The sequence below is a fragment of the Streptomyces sp. NPDC031100 genome, assembly GCF_055570785.1.
In genome coordinates, this window is record NZ_JBVIGN010000002.1 from 261,857 (window position 1) to 277,207 (window position 15,351).

12 protein-coding genes, 1 pseudogene and 2 riboswitches are annotated in these 15,351 nt (G+C 70.7%); of the genes and pseudogenes, 8 read left to right on the plus strand and 5 right to left on the minus strand.

Translation table 11 applies throughout. The annotated features are described in order from the left end of the window. The first annotated feature begins 23 nt into the window (after window positions 1-23). The 4 genes from ACZ5DS_RS05420 (at window position 24) to ectB (ending at window position 4,611) form a co-directional block, all read left to right on the plus strand. Window positions 24-494: a GNAT family N-acetyltransferase gene (locus ACZ5DS_RS05420; protein WP_468234379.1), complete on the plus strand. Its 471-nt coding sequence runs from the start codon at window positions 24-26 to the stop codon at window positions 492-494. After that, the gene (locus ACZ5DS_RS05425) at window positions 491-1,792 is read left to right on the plus strand and encodes a lysine N(6)-hydroxylase/L-ornithine N(5)-oxygenase family protein (protein ID WP_468234381.1); all 1,302 of its coding nucleotides are present in this window, start codon (window positions 491-493) and stop codon (window positions 1,790-1,792) included. The genes ACZ5DS_RS05420 and ACZ5DS_RS05425 overlap by 4 nt, the downstream gene beginning before the upstream one ends. A gap of 146 nt (window positions 1,793-1,938) precedes the next feature. After that, window positions 1,939-3,018: an amino acid:polyamine antiporter gene (locus ACZ5DS_RS05430; protein ID WP_468234382.1), complete on the plus strand. Its 1,080-nt coding sequence runs from the start codon at window positions 1,939-1,941 to the stop codon at window positions 3,016-3,018. Between the two features lie 342 nt (window positions 3,019-3,360). Next, on the plus strand, window positions 3,361-4,611 hold the full coding sequence (gene ectB, locus ACZ5DS_RS05435; protein WP_468234383.1) for a diaminobutyrate--2-oxoglutarate transaminase: 1,251 nt from the start codon (window positions 3,361-3,363) through the stop codon (window positions 4,609-4,611). A gap of 209 nt (window positions 4,612-4,820) precedes the next feature. On the opposite strand, the gene ACZ5DS_RS05440 is transcribed toward ectB, so the two are convergent. Further along, on the minus strand, window positions 4,821-5,654 hold the full coding sequence (locus ACZ5DS_RS05440; protein WP_468234385.1) for an SDR family NAD(P)-dependent oxidoreductase: 834 nt from the start codon (window positions 5,652-5,654) through the stop codon (window positions 4,821-4,823). A gap of 171 nt (window positions 5,655-5,825) precedes the next feature. After that, a riboswitch (cobalamin riboswitch) is annotated at window positions 5,826-5,948 on the plus strand. A 60-nt stretch (window positions 5,949-6,008) separates the two neighbouring features. Here ACZ5DS_RS05440 and ACZ5DS_RS05445 point away from each other — a divergent pair. From ACZ5DS_RS05445 to ACZ5DS_RS05455, 3 genes are all read left to right on the plus strand, one after another. Next, entirely contained in the window at window positions 6,009-6,446 is a 438-nt protein-coding gene (locus ACZ5DS_RS05445; RefSeq protein WP_468234387.1) for a (2Fe-2S) ferredoxin domain-containing protein, read from the plus strand. Between the two features lie 90 nt (window positions 6,447-6,536). Beyond that, a riboswitch (cobalamin riboswitch) is annotated at window positions 6,537-6,682 on the plus strand. A 35-nt stretch (window positions 6,683-6,717) separates the two neighbouring features. Then, on the plus strand, window positions 6,718-6,939 hold the full coding sequence (locus ACZ5DS_RS05450; protein WP_468234389.1) for a CbtB domain-containing protein: 222 nt from the start codon (window positions 6,718-6,720) through the stop codon (window positions 6,937-6,939). A gap of 21 nt (window positions 6,940-6,960) precedes the next feature. After that, window positions 6,961-7,713, plus strand: coding sequence for a CbtA family protein (locus ACZ5DS_RS05455; protein ID WP_468234391.1), 753 nt, complete (start codon window positions 6,961-6,963; stop codon window positions 7,711-7,713). A gap of 73 nt (window positions 7,714-7,786) precedes the next feature. Here the strand turns inward: ACZ5DS_RS05455 and ACZ5DS_RS05460 are convergent. Continuing rightward, window positions 7,787-8,326: pseudogene (locus ACZ5DS_RS05460) on the minus strand (IS30 family transposase); the annotation flags it as partial. Between the two features lie 172 nt (window positions 8,327-8,498). Here ACZ5DS_RS05460 and ACZ5DS_RS05465 point away from each other — a divergent pair. Beyond that, window positions 8,499-10,331: a hypothetical protein gene (locus tag ACZ5DS_RS05465; protein WP_468234392.1), complete on the plus strand. Its 1,833-nt coding sequence runs from the start codon at window positions 8,499-8,501 to the stop codon at window positions 10,329-10,331. Window positions 10,332-10,347: 16 nt separating this feature from the next. Here the strand turns inward: ACZ5DS_RS05465 and meaB are convergent, their stop codons facing one another. The 3 genes from meaB to ACZ5DS_RS05480 are packed head-to-tail and all read right to left on the minus strand — an operon-like array spanning window position 10,348 to window position 15,320. Continuing rightward, entirely contained in the window at window positions 10,348-11,334 is a 987-nt protein-coding gene (gene meaB / locus ACZ5DS_RS05470) for a methylmalonyl Co-A mutase-associated GTPase MeaB (protein ID WP_468234393.1), read from the minus strand. 6 nt (window positions 11,335-11,340) lie between these two features. After that, the gene (gene scpA / locus ACZ5DS_RS05475; protein WP_468234395.1) at window positions 11,341-13,515 is read right to left on the minus strand and encodes a methylmalonyl-CoA mutase; all 2,175 of its coding nucleotides are present in this window, start codon (window positions 13,513-13,515) and stop codon (window positions 11,341-11,343) included. Beyond that, entirely contained in the window at window positions 13,515-15,320 is a 1,806-nt protein-coding gene (locus ACZ5DS_RS05480; RefSeq protein WP_468234396.1) for a methylmalonyl-CoA mutase family protein, read from the minus strand. Before ACZ5DS_RS05480 ends, scpA begins: the two co-directional genes overlap by 1 nt. Window positions 15,321-15,351: the final 31 nt, after the last annotated feature.

Here is a 15,351-nt window from a genome sequence, read left to right on the forward strand (position 1 = left end):
CTCCACGTTTACTCATCGAGCGCGTGGACGCGTCCAATTTCGAGGCGACTTTGCCGCTCATCGCCGAATACCAGAAGTTCTACGGCCGAGAGCCCGACGACCCGGCGAACCGGCGGTTCTTCGGCGAACTGCTGGGAGACAACCCCCACGGACTCCAACTGGCCGCCCGTCAGGGGCCGCACGTGATCGGCTTCGCCACCCTCTACTGGGTGCGCGTCTCCACCAGGGCCACGACCGTGGCCCTCCTCAACGACCTGTACGTCCATCCCGACCACCGGGGCGGTCGGGAAGCCGGCGCCGGAACGGCGCTGCTGCACGCGGCCGCACGCGAGGCAGGCGACCGGGGCTTCTCCCAGCTCACCTGGGAGACCGCGCCCGACAACCGGTCGGCGCAGGCACTGTACGACCGCTTCCTGCTCAAGGCCGCGGAGCCCGGGGTGCCCTCGACCTGGATCCACTACTCATATTCGCTTTCCACCAAGGGGGAACAATGACCCGCTGCCACGATGTGCTGGGCATAGGCTTCGGTCCGGCCAACCTGGCTCTGGCCATCGCCCTCGAGGAAGAGGGCCACGACCTCGACGTGCGCTTCCTGGAGGCCAGGCCGGGCCCGTCCTGGCAGAGCGCCATGATGCTTCCCGGTTCCGACATCCAGAACCACCCCGTGCGCGACCTCGTGTCGCTGCGCAATCCGCGCAGTCGCTACAGCTTCATCAACTTCCTCTTCGAGACGGGGCGGCTGCTCGACCACCTCAACGTCCCGATGGAGTTCCCCCTGCGCAAGGAGTACGCGCAGTACGTCTCCTGGGCCGCCGGTCACTTCAGCCGACTGGTCGACTACGGCGTGCAGGTCACCGGCGTCGCCCTCGACCGCGATGCCGACGGCAGTCAGCTCTACACCGTCACCACCTCCACCGGGGAGACGCTCCAGGCGCGCGCTCTCGTGATCGGCACCGGGCGTGCCCCCTTCATCCCGGAACCGTTCGACACGGTGGACTCCCCGCGCGTCTTCCACCTGACGCGCTACCTGCCGGCTCTGCAGGAGCTGGCGGAGCTGGGCGTGGCCGGGGAGGGCGACGCGTCGCCGCGTTCTGTGACGGTCATCGGGGGCAGCCAGAGCGCGGTCGAGCTCACGCTCGACCTCGCGCGGCGCTTCCCCCGCGCCCGGGTGAACACCCTCGTACGCTCGCTGACGCTCCGCCAGAAGGACACCAGCCCGTTCAGCGAGGAGGGGTACTTCCCCGACTTCACCGACTACTACTACCGCGCTTCCCGCGAGCGCAAGGACGCCATCGACTCGTACATGCGCCTGACGAACTACTCGTCGGCCGACGGCGATGTGCTGCGCGAGCTGTACCGGCTCATCTACGAGCAGCGCCTGGACGACGACCAGAAGGTGTTCGTCAGCGGCAGCCGCCAGGTGCGTGGCCTCGAGGTCCGAGAGGACGGCGTCCAACTCAGTGTCGAGGAGCTGAACACCGGGGAGTCCGAGGAGCACCAGGCCGACTTCGTCGTCCTGGCCACCGGATTCCGCGATCTCGGCCCGGCTGCCCACCAGGAGCGCGCCCCCGCTCTCATGCGTGGCATCGCCGACGACTTCGTCTTCGACAGCCACGGTTACCTGGCCGTCGGCGCGGACTACGAAGTGCAGCCGCTGGACGCCGACACGCCCACGCTCTTCCTCAACGGCCTGTGCGAGTCCAGCCACGGCATCGGTGACGCCGGTTCGTTCAGCCTTCTGTCGCTCAGGGCCAAGGTCATCGCAGAGGGCCTGCGGAAGCGTCTTCCGTAATGGAGCCGGCAGGCAGCTCCGTCCCCGGCGCGGCGGTCGCGCCGCGCCGGCCGGGAACGGATACGGACGCCCGAACGGCGCGAAGGCCGGACCTGAAGATCGCCGCACACGTCTCCGGTGGCGTCCTCGGAGCCGGGATGCTGGTCATGCCTCCCGTCGTCGCGGCCCTGGCGGGCGGGCACAGCCTGCTCGTCTGGTCGGCCCACATCCTGCTGGGCGGATCGATCAGCCTCATGCTGGCCCTGTTGGTCCGCGCGAGGGTGCCATCGACCTCGTTGGCGGGAGCCGTCGGGGCCCTGCTGGGCTCATGGGCGGAACGGGCGGTGGACGGCGCCTTCGCCATCGCCTTCACCGCCGGGCAGGCGGCGATCGCATGGTTCGCCGCGACCTGCCTGTTGACGGCCGCAGGCGGTTCTCCGCCACGTCCGGGGGCGGACGGTCTCCTGCTCGCCCTCGGTGTCCTCGCGGTGGCTGTGCTCGCGGCACTCAGTCCGTGGTCGCTTCCGGCCGTTGTGCTCCGGCTGCGTCCCTGGGCCACCGGGGCCCTGGCGCTGGCCTGCGCCGCATGGGGCTGGCCCGCCGCACCCGCGGTGGGTTCGCACACGCCGCTCGCGCCGTCGGGACTCTCTCCCGACGGCGGTCAGTGGCTCGCCCTCGCGGCGTTGTTCTTCGCCGGTGTCGGATGGGAAGCAGTCACCGCCGTCGTCCCCGTCGCCGCTGCCGGGCCGAGGCGCACGGCCGCGGGCGTGGCCTTGGGAGCGGCTTCGGTGGCCGTCGTCTACCTGGGGCTGGCCACGGTCCAGCGGCTGGCCCCCGGGGCACCGGCAGCCCAGGACTCGGTTTCCGCACCGGTGCGCTGGGTGCTCGCCGGTGCGACGGCTGCCGTACTGACCTCTTACTGCTTCACCAACGTGCGCACCGCCGCCCGGATCGCCACGCGCCTGCGCCCCGGCGAGCGGAGCCCCTCCGAACGAGGCCCCGCCAAGGCCGTCATCGCGGCCGTCGGCACCGCATGCTGCGCCTTCGCCTGTGCGGGGACGGCTCGGGACGGTGCCGTCCCCCTTCTGCTGCTGGGGCCGGCTGCGGCCGCACTGATCGGCTACGCCCTGGCAGCCGCCGCTGCCGTGCGCTGCGGCGGGCCGCTACTGCGGTGCGCCGGAGCCTCGGTACTGCTCGTGCTCACGGGCATGGCGGTCCTCGCCGTGCCTTTCCTGCTCGGTGAATGAGTGATGGCCATGCACTTAGGCAGCTGCAACGGTGTGGCCGCGACCTCGGTCACGCTGCTTCTGCCGGCCCTTCCGGCCTCCTTGGCCGAGACGCGGCGCGTCACCCGCCGATTCCTCGCCGCATGTGTCCTGTCGGTCTCGCTGTCGGTCTCGCCTCTGAGATGTACGCCCAGCAGACCGGCGCTTTCGCCCTGAGCCTTCACGACTCCGGCCGATGGCAGCCGCGCACCGCCCTTGGCATGGGTGCCGCCTGTACACCCTCATACCCCCTCCCCACGCCCCGCCAACGCCTACGACGGCGATGAGCCCCCCTCCCCTGCACGCCTTCTCCGAGGAGACATCATGATCGCCCCCACAATCGAGTCTGAAGTCCGCAGCTACTGCAGGAACTGGCCGGTGGTGTTCGACCAGGGGCGCGGCAGCCGCATGTTCGATCGCGACGGCCGCGTCTATCTGGACTTCTTCGCTGGTGCCAGCGCCCTGAACTACGGTCACAACCACCCCGTGCTCAAACGGGCGCTGCTCGACTACCTCGAGAAGGACGGGGTGACCCACAGCCTGGACATGTTGACCGCCGCCAAGGAGGACTTCCTCACCGAGTTCGCGGCGCGGGTGCTCGGCCCGCGCCGACTGGACTACCGGGTACAGTTCCCCGGCCCCACCGGGACCAACAGCGTGGAGGCCGCGCTCAAGCTGGCCCGCAAGGTGACGGGGCGTCAGACGATCGTCGCCTTCACCGGTGCCTTCCACGGCATGTCGCTGGGTTCACTGGCCGCTACGGGAAACGCCGCCAAGCGCGCGGGTGCCGGCGTTCCGCTCGGACACACCTTGCGCATCCCCTACGACGGGTTCGCCGGAGGCCAGGTGTCCGGGCTGAAGCTGCTGGACAGCATGCTTGCCGACAGCAGCAGCGGCCTGGATCTCCCCGCAGCCGTCATCGTGGAGACCGTGCAGGGTGAGGGCGGCGTCAACCCGGCCGGCTCGACCTGGCTCGCCGACCTCGCGGAGCTGTGCAGCCGGCGCGGCATCCTCTTGATCATCGATGACATTCAGATGGGCTGCGGCCGCACGGGGCCCTTCTTCAGCTTCGAGGCCGCCGGGATCACGCCGGACATCGTCTGCCTGTCCAAGTCCATCAGCGGATACGGCCTGCCGATGTCCCTCACGCTCTTCCGCACCGAGTTGGACGTATGGCAACCGGGCGAGCACAACGGCACGTTCCGCGGCAACAACCCGGCATTCGTGACGGCGGCCGCCGCCCTGCGGGAGTTCTGGGCGGACAGCACCCTGGAGAAGCGGACCCAGGAACGGGCCCTCCTGTTCGAGGAGAGGCTGGGCGAGCTCGCCGATCGGCACGCGGCGCATGTGGCGGAGTCGCGTGGTCGTGGCCTGGTGTGGGGTCTGGCCTTCCGGGAGCCGAGCATGGCCCGGCAGGTCGCTGACGGGGCATTCGCCCGGGGGCTCCTGGTGGAGACGTCGGGCTCCTACGACGAGGTGGTGAAGCTCATGCCGGCCCTGACCTCCACGGACGAAGAACTGACCGAGGGGCTCGGCATCCTGCAGGACTCGGTGGCGTCAGCCGTGGGTGCCTGAGCGCGCACCCGGAGCCGTCGGCGGGGCTGTCACTGGAGCCCCGCCGCGGCTCCTACCGGAGGGGCGGACCGTGTCCCGTACGGTTCCGTCGGCCGTTTTCACCGCGATCACCGTCAAGGGCCCCCGTGACCACCTCGACCGTTGTCCACGCGTAGGCCGGTGATCCGTGCAGCGTGATGACGACCTTGTCCCCGGACAGCGGGCGGTACTCACTGCGGAGCGGTCGAGTCCTCGCCTCCGCGTGGCGCGATGTGGAAGTCGAAGCCGAGTGTTCCCGGGTCGAGGGCCGTTGCCCCGCCGTCGACGGTGAGCACGGCACCGTTGACGTACGACGCGGCGGGGGAGAGCAGCCAGCCGATCGCCTCCGCGATCTCGCGCGGGTCACCCGGTCGTCCCATGGGCAGCAGCCGGGTGGCCTCTTCGTAGGCGGCCTCCACGCCCCCGTCCCGCAGGTCTGCCTCCTCCACGAAGCGCGCCATGCGTCGGTCGGCCATCTCGGTTCGTACCCAGCCGGGGCACACGATGTTGGCCCGCACCCCCTGACGCCCGTAGTCGACGGCGACGGAACGGCAGAGCTGGAGCAGGGCGGCCTTGGAGGTGGCGTACGGGGCGTTGCCCGCGCCGTTGCGCAGCGCGGACACCGATGCGACGGCGACCACCGCACCCCTGGACTCCAGCAGGTGCGGGATCGCCGCGCGCAGGAGCAGCAGCGGACCGGTGAGGTTGGTGCGCATCACTTCGTCCCAGTCGGCCGAGGACAGGTCACCGACGGCTCCTCCGCGTCCGATTCCTGCGTTGAGCACGAGTCCGTCGAGCCGTCCGTAGGAGTCCAGAGCCGCTCGCACGAGACCCTCGGCCGCATCGGGGTCCCCGACGTCCGAGGGATACGCCAGGACCCCGGTCTCGTGCGCGAGGCGTTGCAGGGGCTCGGGGCGGCGGCCGGAGACGACCACCTGGTGGCCACCCTCACGCAACAGCCGGGCCGTGGCCTCCCCGATGCCCGTGCCCCCGCCGGTCACGACGACAACCCGCTGATCCGCCACTGTGGTCAAGCTCCTTCACCGAGGTCACCTGGAGCATCCGACTCTAGGACCGACGGCTCCAGCGCTGACGACTTCCAGCCAGGGTCAGGGCCCACGGGTCGCTGGTCGCGCCCGCATGACGGCGTCTCGTCCGCGATGGGATGATGATCGGCGACAAGGCGACGGCGATCCGAGGAAGCCGGTGTGAATCCGGCGCGGTCCCGCCACTGTGATCGGTGAGCGAGTTCCGACAGGCCACTGCCCGCGTGGGGCGGGAAGGCCGGGACGAGCGACGACCCGAGAGCCAGGAGACTCACGCGGTCGCCTCCTCGACGGACACCGGGGCGGATCTCCCCGGGGGAGGGGTGGTGCGGCATGCCCGAGAGGCCGGCCGGAGAGAGGTTCGGTGACGAGGTGGTTGCGGAGGGGGCCGGCCGCCCGGTGCCGTGCCGTGTCGTCGTGTGCCGGGACTGCTGCTGCGGCAGTCCCAAGGTGATCGGCGTCGATCACGCGGCGCAGACCGCGCGTCTGCGGGCACAGGTGCCCGTGCGCATCTCCGCCTGCCTCGACGTGTGCGAGCAGGCCAACGTCATCGTCGTACAGCCTTCCGCGGCCGGCCGGGCCGCCGGTGGCCGGCCGGTATGGCTGGGGCTGGTCAACGACCCCGACGCGACGGAGGACATCACGGACTGGGTACGCGCGGGCGGCCCAGGTGTCGCACCCCTGCCGGAGATCCTCGGCCTCTACACCTTCACACCGCCGCGGCTCGCTGCGGCCTCCCGGGAGCGGCGCGGCGTCGACGGCCTTCGCTGAGAACAGGCCGGATCTTCGCCGAGAACGGGCTGACGGGACTGGGTATTTGCCGAGAGGAAGATCACGCCAAGGGGGTGCGGTCTTGGCCAGGCAGGCGGCGCGCGGTACGGTCTGTCCGATATTGACGACGGCGAGACGGAAGCCGGTGGGAATCCGGCACGGTCGCGCCACTGTATGCGAGACACCCCAAGGGCGTTTCGTGAGTCAGACCCGTGGCCGTCGTCCTGTGCACCACCGAGATGGGACGCGAACTCCCAGAGGAGGTTCTGCCATGGCGCAGACCGTCGCCCAGCCGACAGCCACCACCCCCGTCGTTCCCGCCACGTTGCCGCTGAAGGCGATAGCTCCCTGGGCTGTCTTCTTCGGCATCCTGATGCTCGTCCTGCTCTACTTCGTCGGCGCCGAGCAGGGCGTCACCTCCGTGTTCAGCGGCACGGACGTCCACGAGTGGGTGCACGACGCCCGTCACCTGCTCGGTTTCCCCTGCCACTGAGGCGGGGGACGCCGCACACCCATGAACTCCGCAACGGTAAGAAACCTCCTCGTGCGGGGCATGCTCGCCGGCCTTGCGGCCGGTGTGCTCGCCCTGGTCGCCGCCTACTTCCTCGGTGAGCCGAACGTCGACAGCGCGATCAGCTTCGAGGAAGCCCACTCCCACGAGCACGGGATGGAAGTCGTCTCCCGCTCCCTGCAGTCCACCGCCGGTCTCGCCACCGGTGTCCTCGTCTACGGGGTCGCCTTCGGCGGCATCGCGGCGCTCGCGTACTGCTTCGCGCTCGGCCGGGTGGGCCGCTTCAGCCCGCGGGCGACCGCGCTGCTGCTGTCCGGCTGCGCGCTCCTGGCCGTGTACGTCGTCCCGTTCCTGAAGTACCCGGCCAATCCGCCGTCGGTCGGCAACCCCGACACCCTCGGCAAGCGGACCGCCCTGTACTTCCTGATGATGCTGCTCAGCGTGCTCCTGGCGGTCGCCGCCACCATCCTGGGCAAGCGGCTCGCGCCCGCACTGGGCACCTGGTACGCCACCGTCGTCGCGGTGGCCGCCTTCGCCCTCGTGATCGGCCTGGCCTATGCGTTCCTGCCGGTCGTCAACGAGGTGCCGAAGGGCTTCCCGGCCACCCTGTTGTGGCGCTTCCGCCTCTCCGCCCTGGCCATCCAGACCGTCCTGTGGGGCGGCTTCGGGCTGCTCTTCGGGGAGTTGGCCGAGCGTCAGCTGAATCCCAAGCCCGCGACCGCCGCGTCCGGACGGACGGTTCCCGCCTCCAACTGAACCGTTTCGGGACACGAAAGGGCCCCTCGGAACCGGCGGATTCAAGGGGTCGTCGCAACACGCGGTGAGTTGATCAAGCCGCGAGCAGTTTAGACAGACGCTCGGCTGGGGTTTCCCAGCCGAGCGTTTTGCGTGGGCGACTGTTGAGTTCTGCTGCGACGGCGTCGAGGTGTTCGGGGGTGTGCACGGACAGGTCGGTGCCCTTGGGGAAGTACTGCCGCAGCAGGCCGTTGGTGTTTTCGTTGGAGCCGCGCTGCCAGGGGCTGGCGGGGTCGCAGAAGTAGGCCGGGACGTCGGTGGCGATGCTGAAGGCGTGGTGGGCGGCCATTTCGGGGCCCTGGTCCCAGGTCAGGGACCGCTTCAGGTGCGGTGGGAGGGTCTGGACCGCGTCTGCCAGTGCTGTGCGGACGGCCGGGGCGCTGTGGTCGGTGGGCAGGTGGACGAGCAGCAGGTAGCGGGTACTGCGTTCGACCAGGGTGGCGATGGCGGAGCGGGAGTTGCGGCCGACGATGAGGTCGCCTTCCCAGTGGCCGGGGACGGCCCGGTCGGCTGCTTCGGCGGGCCGTTCGCTGATCATCACCATGGGGTGGGAGAAGCGCGGCTGACGCTTGGCGGCGTGCGACGGTTTCTCAACTCCCAGGTCACGCCACGCCCGGAGTTCAGCCATCCGTGTCACCGGCGGGCACGACCACGGGCCTCCCGAAGCCCCCCGAACGCCCGTCCGTACGGGGGACGTGTCCGTGTGTCGCCCGCCGGGCCGCAGCGCGCTGGACGACGATCCCGTCGTGTCCACGCTGCCCGCCCTGCGCACCCGCGGCCTCATGGCCCTCGCCGCCACGGCCGCCTTCGTCGTCCCGTCCGTTCTCCTCGCTCCCCCGGCCTCCGCCGCCGTGTCCAACGGCGGATTCGAGACCGGCACCCTCGCCGGCTGGGCTTCGGCCGGCACGACCGCTGTGGTCGCCTCCGGCGCGCACAGCGGTACGTACGCCGCACGCGTCGGAGGAACCAGCCCCACCAACGGCGACTCCTCCATCACCCAGACCTTCGACGCGCTCACGGGAGAGAACCAGCTGTCCTTCTGGTACAACGTCAGCTGCCCCGACACCCTGACCTACGACTGGGCGACGGCCACGCTCAGGGACAACACCACCGGCGTCACCACGACCGTCCTGCCGAGGACCTGCACCAACGGGCAGGGCTGGCAGCCGGTGACCACCCCGGTCACCCCGGGCCACAACTACACGCTCCGCCTGGTCAGCCACGACGACAACTACCCGGGCGACCCCACCTTCACCCGCTACGACGACGTCCAGCTCACCGCCGCTCCCACTCTGACCCAGATCGACACCGACCCCTTCACCAACACCAGCAGCCAGCATGCCACCGTGGTGGAGCCCGACACGTTCGCCGCCGGCAACACGGTCATCACCGTTGCCCAGAACGGCCGTTTCTTCAACGGCGGTGCCTCCGGCCTCGGTTGGGCCAGATCGGCCGACGGCGGCACCACCTGGACGCACGGCACCATCCCCGGCATCACCGTCTACCAGGGCGGCGCCTTCTCCCGGGTCTCCGACCCCTCGGTCGTCTACGACGCCCGGCACGGCACCTGGCTGGCCGCCGGACTCGCCCTCAACTCGACCTCCAGCGGCGTCATCGGCGCCGGAGTCACCGTCAGCCGCTCCACCACCGACGGCGTGAGCTGGCAGAACCCCGTCAGAGCGGTCGGGTTCAACGGGCCGAACTACGACAAGTCGTGGATCACCTGCGACAACACCCCCACCAGCCCGTTCTACGGACGGTGCTACATCGAGGTCGACGACAACTCCGCCGGCAACCGGATCCTGATGAGCACCTCCACCGACGGCGGACTCACCTGGTCGGCGCCGATCTCTCCGTCCGGCACCCCCAGCGGGCTCGCTGGACAGCCGCTCGTCCAGCCGAACGGAACCGTCGTCGTTCCGTACTCGGCCAACGGAAGCGCGATCCGCGCCTTCAACTCCACCAATGGTGGCGCGTCCTGGAGCAGTACCTCACTCGTCTCCTCCGTCAGCGCCCACACCGTCGCAGGCGGCCTGCGGGCCCTCAGGGGAATCGCATCCGCCGAGATCAGCGCCAGCGGACAGATCTTCGTCGCCTGGCACGACTGCCGCTTCCGCGCGAACTGCACGGCCAACGACATCGTCTACTCGACCTCATCCAACGGCGTCACCTGGTCCGCCGTGGCCCGTGTCCCGATCGACCCCACGACAAGCGGTGTCGACCACTTCCTCCCCGGCCTCGGCGTCGACCGCACCACATCCGGAACCACCACCAGGATCGGCCTGTACTACTACTTCTATCCGTTCGCCAACTGCAGCTCGACCACCTGCCGCCTCCAGGTCGGCTACATCTCCTCCGCCAACGGCGGGGCCTCCTGGACCACCGCCACCACGCTGACCGGGCAGTTCCCCCTCTCCCAGATCGCAAACACCAACCAGGGCCGCATGGTCGGCGACTACATCTCCACCTCCATCGTCGGCGGCCGGGCGGTCTCCGCGTTCCCGGTCGGCAGGCCACCCGCCACCGGCCAGGCCTTCGACGAGGCCCTGTACACGGCCGGCCCGCGCACCGTGGGCTGAGCCGAGGACGGACCGCCTAGTCGGTGCCCTCGAAGGCCCGCAGGATCCGTTCCGCCGCCAGTGTCGCCGTCAACGTGCCGTCCCTGACCTGCTGTTCGAGGTCGGGGGCGGCCTCGCGTACCGCGGGGTTCGCGTGCAGACGGCCCAGCAGTTCGTCGCGGACCATCGACCAGGCCCAGTCGACCTGCTGGTCCCGCCGCTTGGCGGTGAGCCGCCCGGCGGAGTCGAGGAGCGTGCGGTGCTGCTCCAGCCGCTCCCACACCACCTCCAGGCCGGTCGACTCACGGGCACTGCAGTGCAGCACCGGCGGAGTCCAGAACGCGTCCTTGCCGTGCATCAGCCGCAGCGCGCCCGCCAGCTCCCGGGCCGCGGCGCGGGCGTCGCGCTCGTGCGGGCCGTCCGCCTTGTTGACGGCGATGACGTCGGCCAGCTCCAGGACACCCTTCTTGATGCCCTGCAACTGGTCGCCGGTGCGGGCCAGCGTGAGCAGCAGGAAGGAGTCGACCATGTCGGCGACCGCGGTCTCCGACTGCCCCACGCCGACGGTCTCGACGAGGATCACGTCGTAGCCGGCGGCCTCCATCACCACCATCGACTCCCGGGTCGCCTTCGCCACCCCGCCCAGCGTGCCCGCGCTGGGGGAGGGCCGTACGAAGGCGTTCGGGTCCACCGCCAGGCGTTCCATCCGGGTCTTGTCGCCCAGGATCGAGCCGCCGGTGCGCGTGGAGGACGGGTCCACGGCGAGTACCGCCACCCGGTGGCCCAGCGAGGTCAGCAGCGTGCCGAACGCGTCGATGAACGTCGACTTGCCCACGCCCGGCACCCCGCTGATGCCGATCCGTCGCGCCCGGCCGCTGTGCGGGAGCAGCTCGGTGAGCAACTCCTGCGCCAGCGCCCGGTGCTGCGGACGGGTGGACTCGACGAGCGTGATGGCGCGGGCCACCAGGGCCCGCTTCCCGTCGAGCACACCCTTCACATAGGTGTCGAGATCGATCGGGGCCATCGCGCGCTACAGCTCGTGGCCGAGGTCGGCCGACAGCCGCTGCACGAGGTCGTACGCCGCGTCCGGGATCACCGTCCCGGGCAGGAACACCTCCGCCGCGCCCATCTCCAGCAGCGTCGGCACGTCCTGCGGCGGGATCACGCCGCCGACCACGATCATGATGTCCTCCCGGCCCTCCTCGGCGAGCTTCTCGCGCAGCGCCGGTACGAGGGTGAGGTGACCGGCGGCCAGCGAGGACACGCCGACGACGTGGACGTCCGCCTCCACCGCCTGGCGGGCGACCTCGTCCGGGGTCTGGAACAGCGGGCCGACGTCGACGTCGAAACCGAGGTCGGCGAAGCCGGTGGCGATCACCTTCTGGCCGCGGTCGTGGCCGTCCTGGCCCATCTTGGCGACCAGGATGCGCGGCCGGCGTCCCTCGGCCTCCTCGAAGGCGTCCACCAGGGCACGGGTGCGGTCCACGGACGGGGACTGGCCTGCTTCGTTGCGGTACACGCCGGAGATCGTACGGATCTGGCTCGCGTGCCGGCCGTACACCTTCTCCAGGGCATCGGAGATCTCGCCGACGGTCGCCTTGGCGCGGGCCGCGTGCACGGCCAGTTCCAGCAGGTTGCCGTCGCCGTCCGCGGCCCGGGTCAGCGCGTCCAGAGCGTCCTGGCACGCCCGCTCGTCCCGCTCCGCGCGCAGCCGCCGCAGCTTGTCGATCTGCTGGGCGCGCACGGAGGAGTTGTCGACCTTGAGGACCTCGATCGCCTCGTCGTTCTCGACGCGGTACTTGTTCACGCCGATGACCGGCTGGCGGCCGGAGTCGATGCGGGCCTGGGTGCGGGCCGCGGCCTCCTCCACGCGCAGCTTGGGGATACCGGCGTCGATGGCCTGCGCCATGCCGCCCGCCTGCTCGACCTCCTGGATGTGCTGCCAGGCCTTGCGGGCGAGGTCGTACGTCAGCTTCTCCACGTAGGCGCTGCCGCCCCACGGGTCGATGACCCGGGTGGTGCCCGACTCCTGCTGGATGAGCAGCTGGGTGTTGCGGGCGATGCGCGCCGAGAAGTCGGTGGGCAGGGCCAAGGCCTCGTCCAGGGCGTTGGTGTGCAGCGACTGGGTGTGGCCCTGGGTCGCCGCCATCGCCTCCACGCACGTCCGCGTGACGTTGTTGAAGACGTCCTGCGCGGTCAGCGACCAGCCGGAGGTCTGCGAATGCGTGCGCAGGGAGAGGGACTTGGTGCTCTTCGGCTCGAACTGGCTGACCAGCTTCGCCCACAGCAGCCGGGCCGCCCGCAGCTTGGCGATCTCCATGAAGAAGTTCATGCCGATCGCCCAGAAGAAGGAGAGCCGGGGCGCGAACGCGTCCACGTCCAGGCCCGCCTCTCGACCGGCCCGGATGTACTCCACGCCGTCCGCGAGGGTGTACGCCAGCTCCAGGTCGGCCGTGGCACCGGCCTCCTGGATGTGGTAGCCGGAGATGGAGATGGAGTTGTAGCGGGGCATCCGCTGGGAGGTGTACGCGAAGATGTCGGAGATGATCCGCATCGACGGCTTCGGCGGATAGATGTACGTGTTGCGGACCATGAACTCCTTCAGAATGTCGTTCTGAATGGTCCCGGCCAGCTTCTCGGGCGGTACGCCCTGCTCCTCCGCCGCCACGATGTACAGCGCCAGCACCGGCAGCACGGCGCCGTTCATCGTCATCGACACGGTCATCTTGTCCAGCGGGATGCCGTCGAACAGCTGCCGCATGTCGTAGATCGAGTCGATGGCCACGCCCGCCATGCCGACGTCGCCGGTCACGCGCGGGTGGTCGCTGTCGTAGCCCCGGTGCGTGGGCAGGTCGAAGGCGACCGACAGGCCCTTCTGACCGGCCGCCAGGTTGCGCCGGTAGAACGCGTTGGACTCCTCGGCGGTGGAGAAGCCCGCGTACTGGCGGATCGTCCAGGGCTGGTTGACGTACATCGTCGGGTACGGGCCGCGCAGGTACGGCGCGATGCCCGGGTAGGTGCCGAGGAAGTCCAGGCCCTCCAGGTCACGGCCGGTGTACAGCGGCTTGACCCCGATGCCCTCCGGGGTCTCCCACAGCGGCTCTGCACTCCCGGTCGCCCGCTTGACGGCCGTACGCCACTCCTCGGCACTGCCGTCGGCGACCGGCGTCCCCAGCTCGATGCCGGAGAAGTCGGGGATTCCCATCAGGACACTCCCATGCGGTCGAGGGTCGCGGACAGGACGTCTACGGCGTCACAGCCCGCAAAGACGTACGCGTCGATGCCGGAGTAGTCCCCCCGGCCCGCGAGGAACACCTGCCGGGCACCGGCCGCGCGCAGCAACTCGGCTGTATGCTCGGCCTGTTCGGCGTACTGGGCGTCACTGGAGCACAGCACGGCCTCGGTGGCGCCGCTGTCCTCGAAGCGGCCCTCGGTGACCGGCTCGATGCCGCCCGCCTGGAAGAGGTTGGCGGCGAACGTCGCGCGCGCGGTGTACTCGGCGGCCGAGCCGAGCGTGGCCAGGAAGATCCGGGGGCGGGATCCGGTCGCCGCCAGGTGGGCGTCGGAGCGGGCGCGCAGAGTCTCGTACGCCTCGTCCCGGCGCACCCGGGGCAGCCCGCCGGACGGCGGCTCGGGCGCGGGCTCGCGCTCCACCGGCTTCTCGGCGAGGAACGGGAACTCGCTGACGCCGGTGATGGGTTCGCGCCGCTTGGCGAGCTTCCTGCTGCGCTCCTCCCAGGTCCGCGCAAGGTCGGTGCGGAGCCGGCCGGAGCGCAAGCCGGCGGCCTGGCCGCCGTCCCGCTCGATCGACCGGAAGAACTCCCAGGCGGCGTGGGCGAGTTCGTCGGTGAGCTGCTCGACGTACCAGGAGCCGCCCGCCGGGTCGATGACCCGGGCCAGGTGGGACTCCTCGAGCAGGATCGTGGAGGTGTTGCGCGCGATACGGCGGGCGAACGCGTCCGGCAGGCCCAGCGCGTGGTCGAATGGCAGCACGGTGACGGAGTCGGCGCCGCCCACCCCGGCGGCCAGCGTCGCGACCGTCGTGCGGAGCATGTTCACCCACGAGTCGCGGCGGGTCATCATCACCGGCGAGGTCACCACGTGCTGCACCTGTGCACCCGCGCCCGGCGCCCCGGACGCCTCGGCGACCCGCGCCCACAGCCGGCGCGCCGCGCGCAGCTTGGCGATGGTCAGGAACTGGTCGGCGGTGGCCGCGTACCGGAACTCCAGCTGCGCGCAGGCCGCTTCGACCGTGAGGCCGGCCTCGGCCAGCTCCCGCAGGTAGGCCACGCCGGTCGCGAGTGAGGCGCCCAGTTCCTGCGCGGCCGAGCCGCCCGCCTCGTGGTACGGCAGCGCGTCCACGGTCAGCGCGCGCAGGCCGGGGTACTGCTCGGCGCAGCGCTTCGCGAGCGTTGCGACCGGAGCGAAGTCCTGCGCCTCGCCGGTGCGGGCCTCGTACCCCAGCGGGTCGCCGCCGAGGTTGCCGCGCACGGCCTCGGGAGCGACGCCCTTCTCCTCGTACAGCCGCAGCAGCTCGTCCGCGGCGGCCTCGATGTCACGGCCGGCGTCCAGGACCACCGGGGCCAGGTCGAGGTAGACCCCGTCGAGGGCGCCCGCGAGCCCGGACACGGGGATGCCGCCTCGTCCCACGATCAGCCAGAGCGAGGTGACGCCGTTCTCCAGGTCCGCCAGGACCGCGCCGTCGGCGAGCGCCGCGTGCCGCTGCCGTACGTCCCAGCCGCCCGCGGTGTTGCCCTCGGGGCGCCCGCCGCGCACGAACGGGGCGAAGCCGGGCAGACCGGGGTCGGGCGCGCCGTCGCGCGCGGTGTACAGCGGCCGGGTGCGCAGCCCGTCCTCGAGCGTGGTGGACAGGGCGTCCTCAGCTGCCGCGCCCGAGACTTCCTTGCCCGACTTGCGCAGCACACCCTCGACCAGGCGTTGCCACTGCTCGTGTGTCGCGTCAGGGAACTCGGCGGCCAGCGGGAGCCCGTCGTCAGGCAGGACCGTCATGCTCGGATGTTAGGGCAGGCCGCTCAAGTGA

Bases quoted from the DNA above. Each gene is read 5' to 3' on its own strand.
- ACZ5DS_RS05425 (WP_468234381.1), top strand. From the start codon at position 491: ATGACCCGCTGCCACGATGTGCTGGGCATAGGCTTCGGTCCGGCCAAC.
- ACZ5DS_RS05430 (WP_468234382.1), top strand. From the start codon at position 1,939: ATGCCTCCCGTCGTCGCGGCCCTGGCGGGCGGGCACAGCCTGCTCGTC.
- ectB (WP_468234383.1), top strand. From the start codon at position 3,361: ATGATCGCCCCCACAATCGAGTCTGAAGTCCGCAGCTACTGCAGGAAC.
- ACZ5DS_RS05445 (WP_468234387.1), top strand. From the start codon at position 6,009: ATGCCCGAGAGGCCGGCCGGAGAGAGGTTCGGTGACGAGGTGGTTGCG.
- ACZ5DS_RS05450 (WP_468234389.1), top strand. From the start codon at position 6,718: ATGGCGCAGACCGTCGCCCAGCCGACAGCCACCACCCCCGTCGTTCCC.
- ACZ5DS_RS05455 (WP_468234391.1), top strand. From the start codon at position 6,961: ATGAACTCCGCAACGGTAAGAAACCTCCTCGTGCGGGGCATGCTCGCC.
- meaB (WP_468234393.1), bottom strand. From the start codon at position 11,334: ATGGCCCCGATCGATCTCGACACCTATGTGAAGGGTGTGCTCGACGGG.
- scpA (WP_468234395.1), bottom strand. From the start codon at position 13,515: ATGGGAATCCCCGACTTCTCCGGCATCGAGCTGGGGACGCCGGTCGCC.
- ACZ5DS_RS05480 (WP_468234396.1), bottom strand. From the start codon at position 15,320: ATGACGGTCCTGCCTGACGACGGGCTCCCGCTGGCCGCCGAGTTCCCT.